This window comes from Companilactobacillus muriivasis, from assembly GCF_036246245.1.
GTDB lineage: Bacteria > Bacillota > Bacilli > Lactobacillales > Lactobacillaceae > Companilactobacillus > Companilactobacillus muriivasis.
Genome location: NZ_BTTQ01000008.1, coordinates 50,883 through 67,450, shown reverse-complemented (window position 1 = coordinate 67,450; position 16,568 = coordinate 50,883). Strand labels below are relative to the sequence as shown.

15 protein-coding genes are annotated in these 16,568 nt (G+C 35.9%); 8 read left to right on the top strand and 7 right to left on the bottom strand.

Features of this window, described 5'->3' with window-relative positions; genetic code table 11:
- Nucleotides 1-65 precede the first annotated feature (65 nt).
- The 4 genes from AAA923_RS09630 to AAA923_RS09615 all read right to left on the bottom strand — a co-directional run bounded on the left by AAA923_RS09630 (nucleotide 66) and on the right by AAA923_RS09615 (nucleotide 3,383).
- Nucleotides 66-707: an NAD(P)H-binding protein gene (locus AAA923_RS09630; RefSeq protein ID WP_338216660.1), complete on the bottom strand. Its 642-nt coding sequence runs from the start codon at nucleotides 705-707 to the stop codon at nucleotides 66-68.
- A gap of 15 nt (nucleotides 708-722) precedes the next feature.
- Nucleotides 723-1,190, bottom strand: a complete 468-nt coding sequence (locus AAA923_RS09625) for a cyclophilin-like fold protein (RefSeq protein WP_338216658.1) — start codon at nucleotides 1,188-1,190, stop codon at nucleotides 723-725.
- A 165-nt stretch (nucleotides 1,191-1,355) separates the two neighbouring features.
- The gene (locus AAA923_RS09620; RefSeq protein WP_338216657.1) at nucleotides 1,356-2,522 is read right to left on the bottom strand and encodes an MFS transporter; all 1,167 of its coding nucleotides are present in this window, start codon (nucleotides 2,520-2,522) and stop codon (nucleotides 1,356-1,358) included.
- Nucleotides 2,523-2,615: 93 nt separating this feature from the next.
- On the bottom strand, nucleotides 2,616-3,383 hold the full coding sequence (locus AAA923_RS09615; protein ID WP_338216655.1) for a hypothetical protein: 768 nt from the start codon (nucleotides 3,381-3,383) through the stop codon (nucleotides 2,616-2,618).
- 359 nt (nucleotides 3,384-3,742) lie between these two features.
- Here AAA923_RS09615 and AAA923_RS09610 point away from each other — a divergent pair, with 359 nt between their 5' ends.
- The gene (locus tag AAA923_RS09610) at nucleotides 3,743-6,196 is read left to right on the top strand and encodes an isopeptide-forming domain-containing fimbrial protein (RefSeq protein WP_338216653.1); all 2,454 of its coding nucleotides are present in this window, start codon (nucleotides 3,743-3,745) and stop codon (nucleotides 6,194-6,196) included.
- 485 nt (nucleotides 6,197-6,681) lie between these two features.
- Here AAA923_RS09610 and AAA923_RS09605 read toward each other — a convergent pair whose 3' ends face one another.
- Nucleotides 6,682-7,320, bottom strand: coding sequence for a GNAT family N-acetyltransferase (locus AAA923_RS09605; RefSeq protein WP_338216652.1), 639 nt, complete (start codon nucleotides 7,318-7,320; stop codon nucleotides 6,682-6,684).
- A 308-nt stretch (nucleotides 7,321-7,628) separates the two neighbouring features.
- On the opposite strand from AAA923_RS09605, the gene AAA923_RS09600 reads away from it, so the two are divergent.
- A complete protein-coding gene (locus AAA923_RS09600; RefSeq protein WP_338216650.1) occupies nucleotides 7,629-8,810 on the top strand; it encodes an MFS transporter in 1,182 nt (393 codons plus the stop codon).
- Between the two features lie 37 nt (nucleotides 8,811-8,847).
- On the opposite strand, the gene AAA923_RS09595 is transcribed toward AAA923_RS09600, so the two are convergent.
- Both AAA923_RS09595 and AAA923_RS09590 read right to left on the bottom strand, forming a co-directional pair.
- Nucleotides 8,848-9,054 (bottom strand): DUF3923 family protein, encoded by a 207-nt coding sequence (locus AAA923_RS09595; RefSeq protein ID WP_338216649.1) that lies wholly within the window; start codon nucleotides 9,052-9,054, stop codon nucleotides 8,848-8,850.
- A 4-nt stretch (nucleotides 9,055-9,058) separates the two neighbouring features.
- The gene (locus AAA923_RS09590; protein WP_338216647.1) at nucleotides 9,059-9,481 is read right to left on the bottom strand and encodes a GNAT family N-acetyltransferase; all 423 of its coding nucleotides are present in this window, start codon (nucleotides 9,479-9,481) and stop codon (nucleotides 9,059-9,061) included.
- A gap of 143 nt (nucleotides 9,482-9,624) precedes the next feature.
- Between AAA923_RS09590 and AAA923_RS09585 the strand changes: the two genes are divergently transcribed.
- From AAA923_RS09585 to AAA923_RS09560, 6 genes are all read left to right on the top strand, one after another.
- On the top strand, nucleotides 9,625-9,945 hold the full coding sequence (locus AAA923_RS09585) for a DMT family transporter (protein ID WP_338216646.1): 321 nt from the start codon (nucleotides 9,625-9,627) through the stop codon (nucleotides 9,943-9,945).
- Between the two features lie 91 nt (nucleotides 9,946-10,036).
- The gene (locus tag AAA923_RS09580; RefSeq protein WP_338216644.1) at nucleotides 10,037-10,354 is read left to right on the top strand and encodes a hypothetical protein; all 318 of its coding nucleotides are present in this window, start codon (nucleotides 10,037-10,039) and stop codon (nucleotides 10,352-10,354) included.
- An 84-nt stretch (nucleotides 10,355-10,438) separates the two neighbouring features.
- Complete coding sequence (locus tag AAA923_RS09575; protein ID WP_338216643.1) at nucleotides 10,439-11,302, top strand: glycerophosphodiester phosphodiesterase; 864 nt, start codon at nucleotides 10,439-10,441, stop codon at nucleotides 11,300-11,302.
- A gap of 346 nt (nucleotides 11,303-11,648) precedes the next feature.
- Entirely contained in the window at nucleotides 11,649-12,728 is a 1,080-nt protein-coding gene (locus AAA923_RS09570) for a glycosyltransferase (RefSeq protein ID WP_338216641.1), read from the top strand.
- Entirely contained in the window at nucleotides 12,721-14,706 is a 1,986-nt protein-coding gene (locus AAA923_RS09565) for a glycosyltransferase family 2 protein (RefSeq protein ID WP_338216639.1), read from the top strand. The genes AAA923_RS09570 and AAA923_RS09565 overlap by 8 nt, the downstream gene beginning before the upstream one ends.
- A 14-nt stretch (nucleotides 14,707-14,720) precedes the next feature.
- The gene (locus AAA923_RS09560; RefSeq protein WP_338216636.1) at nucleotides 14,721-16,562 is read left to right on the top strand and encodes a glycosyltransferase family protein; all 1,842 of its coding nucleotides are present in this window, start codon (nucleotides 14,721-14,723) and stop codon (nucleotides 16,560-16,562) included.
- The last annotated feature ends 6 nt before the right edge of the window (nucleotides 16,563-16,568 follow it).

The following is a 16,568-nucleotide window of genomic DNA, read 5'->3' as shown; positions in this document are numbered from 1 at the left end:
TTAGCATGAATCCGAATCCTATTGATTCCATTCTAAGAGTCGTGGCAAATATTTCAACAAATATCTTAGATCCAGCTAGGTTTGTCACCGTCAGTATTAGGCTTGTTCAAACCAATACTCTCATTTTGATATTTCTCAGGATTGTTAATAACTTTTAAAGCAAAGTCAGCCACACTGGCACGAGAGACTTCAGTTCCTGTCATCGGTTGATTTACGCTAGTTTCTTCATAATCAATCTCATCCTTATTAGTCAACCATGAAGGACGGATTTCTGTATCAACGACAGTTGAACTCTCCAATAATTTAGCAGACTCACGGAAACCTGGTAAAAATGCAGCAATAGCTTGTTCATTCCATTCGCCAAATTTTCCAGCAACTTCATGATGTGCACCCAATGCACTGATAAAGATCAATCGTTTCTTGCCAGTTTGATCCATTGCATCCAAAATACTTTGAGTTTGTTTCGCCAAATCAGTTCCACCAACATTTGAGTAAACAATGTCAGCGGGTTTCATCGCCTCAGCTAATTCATCAGTTTTCAAAACGTCTCCATCGACCAAAGTTACACGCTCATTATCGGCGTATTCAGCCAAACGTTGAGCATCTCTGAGGTATAAAACCAAATTATCGTCAGTTTCATCCAATAATCTCTTAGTTAAAATTCTAGCTGTGGCACCATGCGCACCAATAATCATTACAGTTTTCATATTAAAATCCTCTTTTTATTTATGTAGTTTAATAATTACTTTTTGATTATCTTTCATATTCTTGATAACTTTTAAATCATTCTTAGAGTTGAAATGGCCGATAATGTGAATTCCTTCATAGTAATCAACTTTCCCCAAGTAAAATACTAGCCTTTTGTCCGGTGACCAATAACCAATATTACCCTTTTGGGCACTGGCACCTTTAGGCATCTTCTTAGTACTCAGATTAAAGTTCAGATCAGCTGTATTTTCATCCAATCCAGCTCTACCTTTAACAAACACAGTTGTCAGAGGTAATTTCTTCTTCAAAGATTTAGCGGCTGAGCTATTATTCAACGATCCCTTAAGATGTTTTTTACCGACCTGAACATCTATTTTCGCACTCTTAGCCAAAACAACATGTTCACTATTATGGAAAGCAAACCCCAGTACTACCAATAAAGATGTTAATAATAAGGTAAAAACCACTCGACGTTTTTTCATATAACCAGTCATTCACTCCTAACTTAATGATTATGTCTACAATAACCGCATAGCAACTCCATGTCTAATACATATAATAAATAAAGAATCATAACCTATTGTTATATGTAAAAAAAATCCGTCATATTTAGGAAACTCATTCCCAATATGACGGATTTTTTCTATTTATTCAGCTGTAATACCTCGAGATAATTCTTTGCGACCACGTTTGAAAATAAATATCGACACAATCAAGACACCAATTGCGGCCAAATACATCACATCGTAAGAACTATGCATGATCAACATTCCACCAAGCAACGGTCCAATCGCCCTAGCAAAAGTAGCTGCCATACTAATGATACTTTGATAACGTCCGGCTTCAGAATTAGGAGTCGATTCACTGATTAACGCTGGGATACCTGGATAAACAAGCATTTCACCTAATGTCAACACTACCATCCCAATTGCGAATGACAGATACTTTGTTGCACCAATTAATGTTACAAAGGCAGCAATGAAGAAAATGACACCTACTGGAATCTGAATCTTTTTAAACCAATCTTTGTTTTCAGCCAAATGATTTATTAATGGTAGAAACACAACAATTACGACGGCATTAATTGTCCACAAAAGGCTGTATTTACTGACCGGAATGCCGAGTTTAGTCAGGTGAGCGGAAATATTACTACTCCACTGTGAATATGCAACCCAAGTCGTACCTAAGAAAATAGCTATTAAGGCAGTCCCTGGTTTTAATTTTGACTTAATCTTTCCAGCACTTTTTTGTACATGTTCAGCCGTAACAGTCCGATTACCATACCCAAAGACTGCCAATAAAAAGAACATACTGAGAAAAATAAAATTAGCGATGAAAACCAATGTCATTTGAATGCCGGCAATATAGCCGCCTAAGGCTGTACCAATTGCATTCCCCAAATTAGTTCCAACATAAATGGCATTAAATAATTTATATTTATCTACTTCATCAATCTGAGCCCCAAACGAATTAATAACCGTAAATGCACTACCGACACCAAAACCTAATATCGGTAAAAGAATCGGATAAGCTGGCCATCCATGATTAAAAATTAAGCCAACTAAGGCCAACATCCCTATCATGGTACTAATCATAACCGTTTTGTGACCACCAATTTTATCAAACAATTTTCCACCAGCATAATTTCCTAAAAATGTCAGTATCGAATTAAAGAATAAAACAGTCCCAGCAACAGCCAACGATTTATGCAAATAATCATGAATAAAAATCGTATTGATTGGCCAAATAAAACTGGCACCGACTGACTCTAGAAAAGCCCCAATTATCAACACTTGTGCAGTTACTTTCTTCATCTCCGAGCCCCCTCAAAAAAAGACCGCCAGCACTAAGCTGACGATCAACATATGAAAATCCTATCATTCTAAGAGACCTTGTCAATACAGATTTTACTTGACCACAGTCAATTCGTTTAACGTTTTACCCTCAGGTGACTTCAATTGTAGCCAACTGTTGGTTCCAGCAAAGTAAAGGAAGGTGCCAACTTCATTGACGCTGCGTAATTTAACATCATCTGTTAAAACATTATCTTTAATCACATCCGCATGTTCATCACGTAAACGTAAACCAAATTTACCGGCAAATCCAATCACGCCAGCCTTTGTCAACGGAGCTTCAGCAACTAAGTTAGCTCCCGCTTTAACAACAAATTCATTGCGTTTGATCCAAAAAACAGTTGCTTTACTGCCCATGTAATCAATCGAAAATGGCACGTCAGCCAAGGCGGCAGAAAACTTATGACGAGGTTTAGCAGCAACTTTCTTTGGCTTAACAATTAGGAGCCCAAAAGCCTTCAACAATGGCATAATAGTTTCCCAATATTTGGCGTAAACCTTAGTTGATTCTGGTGAAATAGTCATTTGATAACCAACGTTAATTTCATAACCTGCTTGTTCCATCTCCAAAGTTAAGAAATAGAAAAAGTCAGCCGGAATAATATTTTCTGGAACGATCAGCTCGATAAAATTCTCCGTATCGTCCAAATCATCAAGGCTGCCGTAACTCATGCCAATTACTAATTGATCTTTCATAATGATAAAAATTGATTCCTCATCAATTTCCTTTGGTTTAGTGAAATAATAATTAATTATTCCTAAATCATTTAACTGTAGTGTTATTTTATTATCTGAAAAATTACCGGTGATTTCCGTTGTCATATTTATATACCTTCCAATACCTGATTATTGAAACATTGCTTAAAGTTTAACATAGTCTCTATTTCTTTATTTAATTTTCATTATTTATGAATATAGCAAGCTAGAACACAGTTAAAGCAATTTTCTGAAAATTAGTCTTCTATCCTTATTAAATGACAAAAAAGTCAATAGTCGAGAAACTATTACTCCCATTTTTTGAACTAAGCCAACATTTTATAATACTCTTTATGAAAAGTGAAACATAATAATACTCAAAAGACTATATAATATATCATGATAAGTGAATTAGTATAACTAAATATCATCTATATAAACTGACTAAATGATTATCAAATATTATCTCTTGGAGGGAAATAATTATGAATATTAAAAATAATCTGAAATTATTTTTAATTAGTTTGTTTTTCATACCATTAGCCTTTACTTGCTTTAGTAATACTGTTTCAGCAGCAGCTGTTGGTCCATACGAATTTAACGACGGCATTACTAATTGGACTAGCTCTGCCTACAATAAAGTCGGTGAATTACCTATTGATGGAAAAAATTTGGAATTAGGCTATGCCTTTGGTCTGGCTCAAAATACAAGCGGTAAAGTGACTACCGGAGGAGATTACACTGTAGCAAGTGATTCCATTTCAAAAGGTATCAATTCCCAATATTCCAAAATGAATGTTTTTTTGAACAATAATGGAGATTATATTAGTTCAGTCTTTCAAGGTGGTTACACCAATTCATCAACAAATAGGGAAAATGTTTCTCCCACATCACCTAATTTTATGATTGCGCCTAGTACCGCAACATCTTTAAACGGAATAACCTCATCAGCCTTTTCAATTTTAGGAAATCCTGGTTCTTTAAACGGTACCGGTAATACCGGATTGGCTAATAAAGCCTACTACTACGGAACAGATTCAAATGGTAATCCTGCATACAAAATTACTGGACATTTCACCAGATCCAATAATAGTGGATATAAAAACGGAACCTACGATATGGATGTTGAAATACTTTTAAGACCATCCCCAACTAATTCTGCAATTATTCAGCGTGAGATGTACGTTAAAAATACTGCCTCCAGTCCTGCGGAATTTATCACTTTGTTTGGTGAAGATACCAAATTGGGTGACAGTAATGGTGGTAATGATATGGTCCCCGTTTATGATTTAGGCGACAAAAAAGGAATTTATATCGGTGATACATATGCAGGTAAAGACTTTCGATTGATGGTAACTAATCAAACACCAGATGGTTTTGATTCATATAATGGACAAGTAAGATCAGACAATTGGGCCACTGGATTAACTGATGGAAAAGTAACCGGTACCGGTGCTGAAACTAATAATAATCACCAAGGAACAAAGTTGACTGGGGCTGTTGATACCGCATATATTCTAAAATGGAATTCTACAACTCTAGCTCCCAGTGAAACGGCTCACTTCAGTTCTACCATCGGCGTCACAGCTAAACCTTACTCAATTCCCACTCCAACGAAAACATACACTAATGAAACTAGAACTGACGGTACTAATAAAGTCGGTGATAAATTAAAATTTAGTTTAAAAATGATCAACAATGGGTATGGAGCACAATGGCAATATGATAAATTGGTCGATGAATTGCCTGCTGGACTTCACGTTGACCCCAGTACTTTAAAACTAACTGACAATTATGGTGCAACGCAAATTCTGGACCCAAGTGATTATGACTCTTCCACTAACACCATCACAATCCCACCAGCCTTGTCATTAACTGATGAGCAATACGCTACAGTGACTTTTGAAGCACAAATAACTAATGCTGCTCTATCAAGTTCTGGAGGTGAAAATACTATCACTAACAAAGCTAACTTCACAGGTCTAGATGTCGGGAACCATGAAACTACGCAGAAAACTTTCCACGCATCAGTTGATATTAAAGTTGAACCACCTGCTTACAACTATTCTTTTACCAAATTAATCAAGAAACATGGCGATACCAATTATACAACCAGTGTCGATGCTAAAAATGGTGATATCGTTGATTACCAAATTCTCTACACGGTTAATAGCACCAGTACGGATACACTTCAAGCCGGTGCAGTAATTGATGACGATTTGCCCGATGGTTTGGAACTAGATACACATTCTATCAAAATTTGGGGCCCTGAAGATGATGATACTGGTGGCTACACTCAATCCCACATTAACACTGGTACTATTCATGCTGTTGGAAAAAGTCAACGTGTAAAAATCGAATTCAGTGCAAAAGTTACTGCTGCAACTGCAGGTAAAATAACCAACACGGCGTATATCACCAACGTAAACACCACCGGAGATCAAAGTTTTCCAAAACAATTTTCAACTGGTGCTGATATAAATATTCAAAACGTCAATGCCATTACTAGTTATCCAACCAATATCAACTTTGGTTCAACAAACATGTATGGCAAAGATAAAACTTTGAACAATGTCAGCACAACTGGTGAACTAATCGTTACTCACCCGGACAATAATCCTTATAATGTCACGGTTTCCTACGACAACGATAATTCGGAAACACAAATGAAAACTAGTTCTGGTCAAACACTACCTGCTGATGCCTCAGGCCTACTCTTTATCAGGCAAAGAACCGACAAGGACTCAGATCCTGGTACATGGAAGGCCTTAACCCCAACAGGTACAACTATTCAAAGTTCAAACTTCACTAATTACGATAGTGCCATCAATTTAACAAGTTACGTCGGTGCAGGTGATTGGCAAATTAGGTTATCTGCAAATACGTTACCAGGAGCTTACAACGGAACTTTAACCTGGGGATTAACTGAATCCGTTTAAAAAAAACATAAGAAAAATTAAGTTTCCTTAATAAAAGATTCACTATCCTTACAATCTGATATTCTATTAAACGGTAGAATCAGTTGTTTTTATTAAAAAAGAGTCGTTCACACAGGTGGACGGCTCTTTTTTGTTATTTATAATCGCAAATTGAAAGCTAAAAATTTTATATAACTGTTGTTGTAGCAATTCATTCAAATAATCAGACGTATTCAGTTGAACATTCATCTAATTAAAAGTGAATTAGTTGGAAGAGCTGAGATATTTATCCGCAGCAAAAGTGGCGTTATGGCTTTAGGTTATTTACACCACCGGACGTGTTGGAGACCTGCTGGTTTTGCAGGGCTTCAACCGAGGTTCGAGACCGCTCTTTGGCTCGAACCTTGCCACGCAGCAGATGAATACTCTCAGCTCTGGAAACAGCATCCTTTAATAACCTACAATATTTAGTTGCAAAAAAAATACGCCACCCGCAGGTGTCGTATTTAAATGGCCTTAGACAAGACCCAATCTTTTACATCCCCATGACTCAAATTAACTTTCTTAACTGAGCGTACTGAGAAATTATTCTTCTTATAAAAAGTAACATTCTTTTTAGTGTTAGTTTCCAAAATAATATTTCGGTAACCAATCTTCTTCACGTAAGGACTAATGTGATTGTTCAACATCTTGCTACCGATACCTTGACCACGCAAGGATTTATCAACTGCTAGATATTCAACAACACACTTCTTCTTACCTTTAACCTTATCGAAAAGATCTTCGAATTTAAAGATATCGAATGCATTGAAACCATTGAATCCACTCTTTAGGATTTCAGGTAATATTTTCAAACCATCCATTGATAGATAGTCCCAAAAACTGATCTGTCTTCCTTGATTAAATTCAATTAGAGCAACAGCTCTAGGCGTTCCCTTTCCGTCAGCTCCAACATAAACCAAACCTTTTTTCATAAATACATTAACTTCTAGCGCAAAATATTTTTTAATTAACTTATCAAATTTAGCACTTGAACGAAACTCTTGTTGGAACATGTTCTTAGTAGTTATGTACTCTTTAAATGAATCTGCTAGTAAATTTATTATCTGGGGTTTATCACTATTCAACCCGCTCCTAAAATCCAAAAATATGACCTCCTTTAAACAGCCATGTATCCATCATAATCACTTGAATACAAAATGTCCATTAATATAGAAGCTTTTAAATTATTTGTATGCCAAAAGTCAGATTATTTATATATTTTTAATAAAAAATTTTAGGTCAATTATTAGACAATAATATAAATGGATAGTATCATTATCAGTAATGTGAGATTTCCAGTTCAAACCGATATCTAAGGCAACTTAGGGTATCGGTTTTCTTATAATCAACTACTATCGGCAGATGGTAGTTTTTTTGAACTGAAAAAGTAAATTTACGGAGAGGGGAATATATGGGGAAAAATAAAAAATCGATTTATATTCTAGTATTTAGTAACTTTTTAATCTGTTTGGGAATTGGCTTGGTTATTCCGGTCACACCATTCATCAAGAATGAATATCATTTCACCACTTCACAGATGGGTGTCATGACTTCACTCTTCGCCTTTGCACAATTTGTTGCATCGCCAATCGTTGGTAAGATGTCCGATAAAATTGGTCGTAAACCGGTTATTGTTTTCGGACTTTTCACGTACATGATCTCCGAATTCATCTTCGCTGTGGCAACAACCTTACCTATCTTTAACATTTCTCGTATCATCGGTGGGTTATCAGCTGCTATGGTTATTCCTACTTCGATGGCCTTGGGATCAGATTTAACAACTTTGAAGGACCGTGCCAAAGTTATTGGTTGGCTATCTGCCGCCTTTAGTGGTGGATTAATCTTAGGACCAGGACTTGGTGGTATTTTAGCTGGTATCAGTTATAAGACACCTTTCTGGGTTGCTGGTGTCCTCAGTATTACCAGTGCTATCTTCACACAGATTTTCTTGAAAGAAAACAAAGAAGTTATCGAACTTGAGGAAGAAGAAGCTGAGAAAAAAGCTGCTGAAAAAGGAACGATTCGTTCAATTTTGACTTTACCAATGGTCATGCTTTTCGGAATGATATTGGTATCATCCTTCGGACTACAAGGATTCGAAAGTATCTATAGTATTTACGTTAACCAAGTCTTCAATTTCGGCTTGAGTACCATCGCCTTAGTTTTGACATTGAACGGAATCATTTCATTAATCCTACAAGTGGCAGCGTTCAACTGGATCATTAGTAAGATTGGTGAAATGCGTTTAATCAGTATCGCATTCTTACTTAGTGCCGTCTGTGTGTTCTGGATTACCCAAGCACATTCACACATTGAAGTTATCGTTGCTACGTTGGTTATCTTCTCATCATTCGATTTATTGAGACCAGCGATTACAACTTTATTGACTAAGTCGAGTAGATCTAATCAAGGCTTAATCAACGGAATGAATATGTCATTAACTAGTGTTGGTAATGTTATCGGACCATTGATGTCAGGGGCATTGATGGATTGGAATACACATTATCCATATTTGGTTGTTACAGTTATTTTAGCGATATCATACTTATTAACATTTATTGTTAGAAAGCATCCGATTGCACAAGCAGAATAATAACAAAGGCTAGAAAACTTAATTATTTTCTAGCTTTTTATTTATGTCTTTTTATAAATCTCAATGTAATCAACTGGCACAACCAGATGAAAATATAGAAAGCTCCTAAAACTAATAGCGACAAAATTTTAACTTTAGGAGTCTGGACAACCCCCGCGCCATCAACTTTTCGAATTAATATAAACGCTGCTCCAATCACAAATAAAACAAACCATAATAAATTAATTCCATGCCAAGCTTTCATTCAATCACCTCTTGCTCCAAATCATTTGATAATCCTTCTCGGCATTATCTTCATCAATACTTTCAACAGAAATACGAAAATCGTTATTTTGATAAAATTTAAATGCATTTTTATTTTTCGCATAAACATCCAAAGTCAATTTATCATAATGTTGCTTAAGATAATCCAACAACTGCTTACCAATACCTCGATTACGAGCTTCCTTTTTAACAAAGATTCCCGCAATATAATTATCTGTTAGACCGGCAAAGCCTTGAACGCCTTGCTTATCATACACGTAAATATCTGCTTGCTTGAATTGTTCTTTAACTTCATCTAAATGATTTATCCAATAATCTTTATCAATAAAATCATGTGCTTCTAAATTTCCATTGAGCCATATGTCGCCAACTACATCTACTTCAGTTGGACGCATTTTTCTAATCACGGTTGCCACACCCCTATATCTTTGCTAAAATAATCTGAAATCATTAAACACCGCCGGGTGTCACTTACAAAAGTATTCTCGTCAATTCCGTTAGGCCAAAGAAGGAATTGATGGGGATACTTATTTTTTTGGAGGAAAATATTATGAATTGGATCTATTTGATTACCGCTGGATTATTTGAAGTTGTTTGGGCCACTACCATGAAACTCAGCCATGGTTTCACCAAACTCAACTACACAATCATGACAGTCGTTGGCCTCGCTTTAAGTATGGGATTGTTGGCTTTAGCCGTTAAGAAAATGCCCATGAGTTTAGCGTACCCAATTTGGACTGGCGTTGGGGCGGTCGGTTCCATCATCGTTGGAGTATTTCTCTTTGGCGATAAGTTGTCCCCACTAACTTGGGGTTTTGTTGTCCTACTACTAATCAGCATTATAGGCATCAAGTTCACCTCAGGCAGTTAATTTAATTCTAACAAATTTTGAAGGTTAATTGATGACATCGTTTACATTTTAGCTTATGCTTTAGTCATCAAAGTTAAAAGGATGGGATATTATGTTAACACCAGAAGAATTACACGCTGAAATGAAAGAATATAATGAATTCCAAATGAAACTTGTTCAAGAAAATCCTTGGTTGATTCCTGCATCAATTGCTCTAACGACCATTCCCATGGCTATTTGTGTTCACGGCTTTTGGAAGAACCGCCAACTAAGTAAAAAGCTCAAAATTGAACGTGAAAAAACTAAGCAATTGGTTTTAGGACCTGCAATTACTGCTAAAAACGACAAAGCTTGTTGCAGTAAAAAGCCTAAAAAGTTTGCGTTAGGTCATCATGAGGACAAGAACTACCGTCCATTTAAGTTCCATTAAATAATTTGTGTTACCCATTAGCTTGCGGTAACACTTTTTTTATGGGTAAAATATGAGTGATAATATCGTTTCCGAGGGGAAAAAATGAAGAAAATAAAAATTGCATCAATTCTATTGCTTTTGACAGTTTTGACAATGCCGCTGGTAGCTACTACTGCTCAGGCTGCTGCCGCTCCAAAGGCTAAAAATCTCACTCCTATAACTCAAAGTGTTAACCACGCCGCACCCGATTCACCGATAATTTTTTCACATCGTGGCAGTCCTTATAACAATCCGGATCATTCATTCAGTGGTTACAATCAAGCCATTAAAGATGGGACTCAATATATCGAACAAGATGTTTGGTTAAGCAAGGATAATAAATTGTATGTTTCTCACGATGACAATCTCAAAAAGTCGACTGGTCACAACGTTACGATTTCCACATCTAATTCAAGTAAAATCGACAAAGTAAAACTACATAACGGTGAGAAAATTCATCAATTGAAGGATGTCTTCAAACGTTATGGTAAAAAGGTCCACTATATTATAGAAACAAAAAAGAATGCTGGCGATAACACCGACACCGAAAAAGCTCTCATCAAAGAATTAAAAAATCATAAAATGACCAATAATATCATCATGCAAGATGAAAGTTTGCCTGGTATTGAAGCTGTCCACAAAGCTTTGAAAAATGTTCCCACTCTTTGGTTGCTAGATTCTGTAACTGAACGTCAATACAGTGAACAAATTGAAAACGCCCCACGTTACATCAAATTTATTTCAATCAAGTTAGATCAATGGACCCCTAAATTAGTTAAACTGGCTCACAAAAATGGTTTCAAAACTAACGGCTGGATTCTCAATACATATAACGATAACTACACTGCATTGAACACTTTGAAATTAGACAGTGTCTTCACGAATAACACTAAAGAAACTTCGAAATTGATTAATCGTTGGAAATAATTATCAACTGACACCATATATAAAAAAGTATCTTCATTAAAGTAATAGTCCCAATGTGAGAATCGTAAAGATTCATCAGATTGGGACCTTTTTTTATTTCTTATCATATGTATTAAAAGTTTCAATATAATCTTTGCTATTTTTTAATATAAAAAAGCTAATTAGTGTATCGAACTTAGTCGCCCCTTGAACTATAATAAGGCTATACGAGAACAAAATAATTTTATACAAAACTAGTTATATTTAATCAAGAATCGTATGTATTCTTTATAATTTATGAATAGTTTTTTATTAACTTTTACAGTGACTACCAGTATCTCTAAAGTTAATTGGGGGGAACATTATTTTGAAAATTGACATCATTATTCCGGCACTCAATCCGGACGAAAAATTAATCGAATTAATCAAAAATATCACTGAAACTGTATCTTTATATAACATCGTCAAACAAACTATCATTGTGGATGATGGCAGTGATATTCATCATCAAGATATTTTCACAAAATTAAACCAAAGTCACCCTGAATTGATCATACTGCACCATCCCAATAACCAAGGTAAAGGAGCAGCTTTAAAAACTGCCTTTTCTTATGTTCAAGAACACCTATCTGACGTAGATGGTGTAGCAACAATGGATTCCGATGGGCAACACACTGTATCCGCATTACAAAGTTGTCTGGATAAGTTTTCTTTAAATCCGCGGCGCTTGGTGATTGGAGTTAGGCATTTCACGAATAATATTCCATTTAGAAGTCAGTTTGGAAATCTTTTGACCAGTGGATTAGTTCGCTTATTAACACATCAAAATATTTCCGACACTCAAACTGGTCTACGAGTTATTCCAATCGATTACACTGCAGCCCTAATTAATTTTCCAGGTAATCGTTTCGAATTCGAATTTGACATGTTGCTACAAGCAAAAAAATATGACATTCAGGTTGTTGAACAACCTATTCCTACAATTTATTTAGACGGCAATTCCTCATCCCACTTTAGAGTAATTCGTGATTCAATCGCTATTTATTCACGTTTTCTAAAATTTGCTGCCAGCGGGCTAATATCTTTCCTAATCGATATTAGTCTATTTTATCTTGTCCTATTTTTCCTAGGAAACCACAGTTTAAACAGTATCTTATCGGCTACAATAACCTCTCGAGTCCTATCCTCTATCGCCAATTATGCAATTAATCATCAGGTTGTCTTCAACCGTGCTGGACATCAAACTTTAATAAAGTATGCACTTCTTTTTGTTGCACAAATGTTTGCCTCAGGATTTTTCACCGATTTGTTAACAGACCTTTTGCCTGTTACAAGTGGCCCGATTATGCCGACAATTGCCAAAATGATTGTTGATTTCATTCTCTTTATGATCAGCTATCGTATTCAGAGCAATTTTATCTTTAAAGAAGGTCCACAACATGTCTAACAGTCGCCGTTTATTATATTTTTTGGCAATTCTTCTCTCAGTAATTTATTTGCTATGGCGAATATTTTTCACAATTCCTTGGCATTCTAATATCTTTACATTGATTTTTGCCTTGTTACTAGTAATAAGTGAAATTTTATCCAACGCTACTGGATTTATTCTCATTTTCTTTCGAATGCTTTCAACTAAAACAAAATGGAACCTAAAAATACCTGATTACAGTAAAACTCAACCATTGCCAGACGTTGATATCATTATCGTAACTCACAATGAGGAAGTAGAACTCCTTCGTAAAACAGTTAATGCCGCGACATACATTGACTATCCTGATAAAAGCAAAGTTCATATTGTTATTGCTGATGATGGTAACCGTCCTGAAGTAATGGCATTAGCTAAGCAGTATCACATTGGATATTCTGGTATGGAAGACAACAAGCAAGCTAAATCTGGAAATATCAATCACACCTTGGAAAAAATGCATTCTCCGTTATTTGCAATCTTTGATACTGATATGATTCCATTTTCAGGTTTCCTAAACCATACCGTCCCACTATTTACCGAAAACTTTCAGCAATTGAAAGATGATCCTGACCACACTGATCCTTTGGGTTTCGTTCAAACGCCACAAAGTTTTTATAACGCCGATATTTTTCAATTTAATTTATTCTCAGAAAAAATCATCCCTAACGAACAAGACTTTTTCTCACGAGATATTAATGTCTTAAACGGTGGTAATAAACGAGCTCTGTTCACCGGATCCAATGCAGTATTTTTACGCAGTGCTGTTGACGAAGTTGGCGATTTTCCTACTGATACAATCACTGAGGATTTCGAACTAGGAACTGAACTAAATATGGCCGGTTACGTCAGTCTGGCTACTAAAGTTCCACAGTCTAGTGGTATCACCCCAATTGATATGAAGGGTGTTATCAAACAACGGACCAGATGGGCACGTGGTGTTATGCAAAGTTGTCGTAATTTACATATCTTCACCAATCCACACTTAACAATGATAAATCGTGTTATTTTAATTAACGCTTACTTCTATTGGTGGGCTTTCTTCAGACGAATGATATATATGATTGCGCCAATTCTATATGCACTCTTCAAAATTCAAGTCGTTAATGCTAACTTCTGGATTCTAATGGTTATTTGGGCTCCAGGTTACTTCCTTTTGCACTATGTTATGGGTGACACATCAGGTATGGGTGACGCTGCCAAAATACGTAATGAACGTTGGGGTGAAGTCCAAGAAACTTTCTTTGCTCCCTATCTATTCATCCCCGTATTTCTTGAATCAATCGGAATTAAGGCTAAAAAATTCAAAGTTACATCAAAAAATGTCACTTATTCTATTAAAGACAAACTCTATATTCTTCCATATTTAATTCTGTGGACTATTACGTTAGTCGCAATCATAAAGTTTAATTATGGTAAATATGGTTCAGAAATTCTGGTCGGTAGTGTTATTACGTTCTGGCTATTAATGCACTTCATCAACCTCAGTATGTGTTTGTTTATATCAATGGGACGCCCCGTTTATCGTAAAAATGAACGGTTTATTCGTCGAGTTCCTGGCAAGGTTCAAGGAAATGATGGTAAATGGCACCCAATGAAAACTGAAGATATTTCTGAAGGCGGCGTTGCCTTTACTACCACAGATGGTGCTGATAGTGATATTAAGGAAAATGATGTCGTGAACTTAACAGTAAAACATCAGGATTACAACGTTCAATTATCTGGTAAAGTCGTTCGGATCAGCCATCGTGATAAAACCACCATTTACAGTACACAAGTTAAGGTTAAATCTGGCGAGAGTCAAAATCACTATCTACAACTTGTTTATGATGGTGCCAACAAAACACTACCAAGTGTTCAAGATACTTGGGTAACACCATTTGATGAACTTTATATGAATTTGATTGTACGTGTCAGAACTTACGAACGTAAATTGAGTCATTACTTTAATCGTTTTTAAGAGGAGTAACTATAATGAACCCTTGGATTGGTTTGCTTATATATTTATTGGGACTATCGGGATATAACGGAACCCTAAGACGATTCGGATTTAGTCCCTACTTGACGTGGATTACTTCCATGTTGGTACAAATTTTAATTTTATATGTTTTTGCTATGACTGGACTACTCAACTTAGGGATTCAAGTTGTAACTTATTTTGGAATAGCTTTGCTATTACTTTGGTTTGCTTTAAGCTTCTGGCATAAAGGTCGATTGAAATTTGAAGGTATTCATTTATTTGACCTCTGGATGATTGGTTTAGGCCTCGCAATGTGCCAAACATTAATCAAAAGTCCACTAGTACACTATGATAATTTTTCACATTGGGCTGTTATGGTAAAGTTCATGACATTTACTGGTCATTTACCCGGAGCAACCGATAAACTAATCTCATTCACTTCATATCCTCCCGCCACAGCCTTATTCATTACTCAATTTGTTCACTGGACAGGCTTTAGTGACGGAACAATGTTAGTTGCACAATTCTTATTAATTTGGGCAGCCGGTTATTCTATCTTTGCGGGTCTTCGAGATCGTTCCAGAGCTTTGACTAGTTTTGCACTCTGCTTTACTTTGGCAATTTCATTTGTCTTTAACGTTGCTATTAGATTAAATAACCTACTAGTCGATTATGTTCTACCAATTATCATGGTCGCTGCATTGGTAGGGATTTTCGCATATCGTAAACATTCCCTATTGTTATGTATTCATACAGCCATATTTATTGGTGCATTAATGTTAGTGAAGAATTCCGCAACATTCTATGTTGTAATGATTGGCGTGTACTTTTTCTACACCCTATTAACTAACTCAAAAGGCCATTGGTATACAAATTTAATTACCATCCCCATAAAACTAGTAACTTCCATTGGCATCGGTCTCTTGCCATTTCTTTGGTGGGAACATCATGTTAAAGTAACTTTTCCAATTTCTAAACACCAAATCAGTGCACAGGCTTATTCCAAGCAATTAAATGGTGAAAATCATCAGGAACTACTCAAAATTGCTCACAAATTTATCAACCAAATTTTGAGTTTAAATTCACTATCAACTAAAGGGATTATATTAATCAATGTCGTTCTAATTGGAACCTGGGTGTATGCACGACTACTCAAACATCAAAAAAACAATCTTCTAGGAATGACCATCATTTTAGACATCGTATTTATTGCCTATTATGGAAGTTTATTCGGTATGTATATACTCTCAATGCCATACGCTGAAGCAATTGTTCTCGATGGATTTGAAAGATATATGGCCAGCATGGTAATTGCTAACTTACTTATTGGTTCAATTGCCCTCGTTCGAGTATTAGATCGACTACAGTTTGAACAGAACTTTCAAAAGAGAAATACTCAATCATTTAAAAGTGCAACATCCAAGAATATCTATCAAATTGCTACCTTAGTCGTTGGCTTTTTTGCCATAACCATGATGTATTCCGAAATTACCGGAACCAATTTCACAAATAGGATGAACCACAATATGTTGCCACTACAGATGAGTCGAATTGCTAAACCTTGGACTCACCTTAATCACAAAAAGGTTCTGATTGTCGATCCCGAGAAAGTCGATGTTGACGATTACTATGCGGGATATGTCGGCCGTTATTACTTCTTTACCGATAAGGCAGTCGGACAAGAGAATTTCATGATGACACCAGAAGCCTTTAAAAAAGCAGTTGAAAACTATGATTATGTGGCTATTCCTGAAACTCACAGAACATTCACTGTTTTAACTCAAAAAGTTTATCATCAACACGTGGTTACCGGATTCTTTAAAATCACCAATCACGGATTAAAACGGATTCACTAAATAACG

Excerpts from the sequence above, each read along its gene's own strand:
- AAA923_RS09630 (WP_338216660.1), bottom strand. The coding sequence starts at position 707 with ATGAAAACTGTAATGATTATTGGTGCGCATGGTGCCACAGCTAGAATT.
- AAA923_RS09625 (WP_338216658.1), bottom strand. The coding sequence starts at position 1,190 with ATGAAAAAACGTCGAGTGGTTTTTACCTTATTATTAACATCTTTATTG.
- AAA923_RS09620 (WP_338216657.1), bottom strand. The coding sequence starts at position 2,522 with ATGAAGAAAGTAACTGCACAAGTGTTGATAATTGGGGCTTTTCTAGAG.
- AAA923_RS09615 (WP_338216655.1), bottom strand. The coding sequence starts at position 3,383 with ATGACAACGGAAATCACCGGTAATTTTTCAGATAATAAAATAACACTA.
- AAA923_RS09610 (WP_338216653.1), top strand. The coding sequence starts at position 3,743 with ATGAATATTAAAAATAATCTGAAATTATTTTTAATTAGTTTGTTTTTC.
- AAA923_RS09600 (WP_338216650.1), top strand. The coding sequence starts at position 7,629 with ATGGGGAAAAATAAAAAATCGATTTATATTCTAGTATTTAGTAACTTT.
- AAA923_RS09595 (WP_338216649.1), bottom strand. The coding sequence starts at position 9,054 with ATGAAAGCTTGGCATGGAATTAATTTATTATGGTTTGTTTTATTTGTG.
- AAA923_RS09585 (WP_338216646.1), top strand. The coding sequence starts at position 9,625 with ATGAATTGGATCTATTTGATTACCGCTGGATTATTTGAAGTTGTTTGG.
- AAA923_RS09580 (WP_338216644.1), top strand. The coding sequence starts at position 10,037 with ATGTTAACACCAGAAGAATTACACGCTGAAATGAAAGAATATAATGAA.
- AAA923_RS09575 (WP_338216643.1), top strand. The coding sequence starts at position 10,439 with ATGAAGAAAATAAAAATTGCATCAATTCTATTGCTTTTGACAGTTTTG.
- AAA923_RS09565 (WP_338216639.1), top strand. The coding sequence starts at position 12,721 with ATGTCTAACAGTCGCCGTTTATTATATTTTTTGGCAATTCTTCTCTCA.
- AAA923_RS09560 (WP_338216636.1), top strand. The coding sequence starts at position 14,721 with ATGAACCCTTGGATTGGTTTGCTTATATATTTATTGGGACTATCGGGA.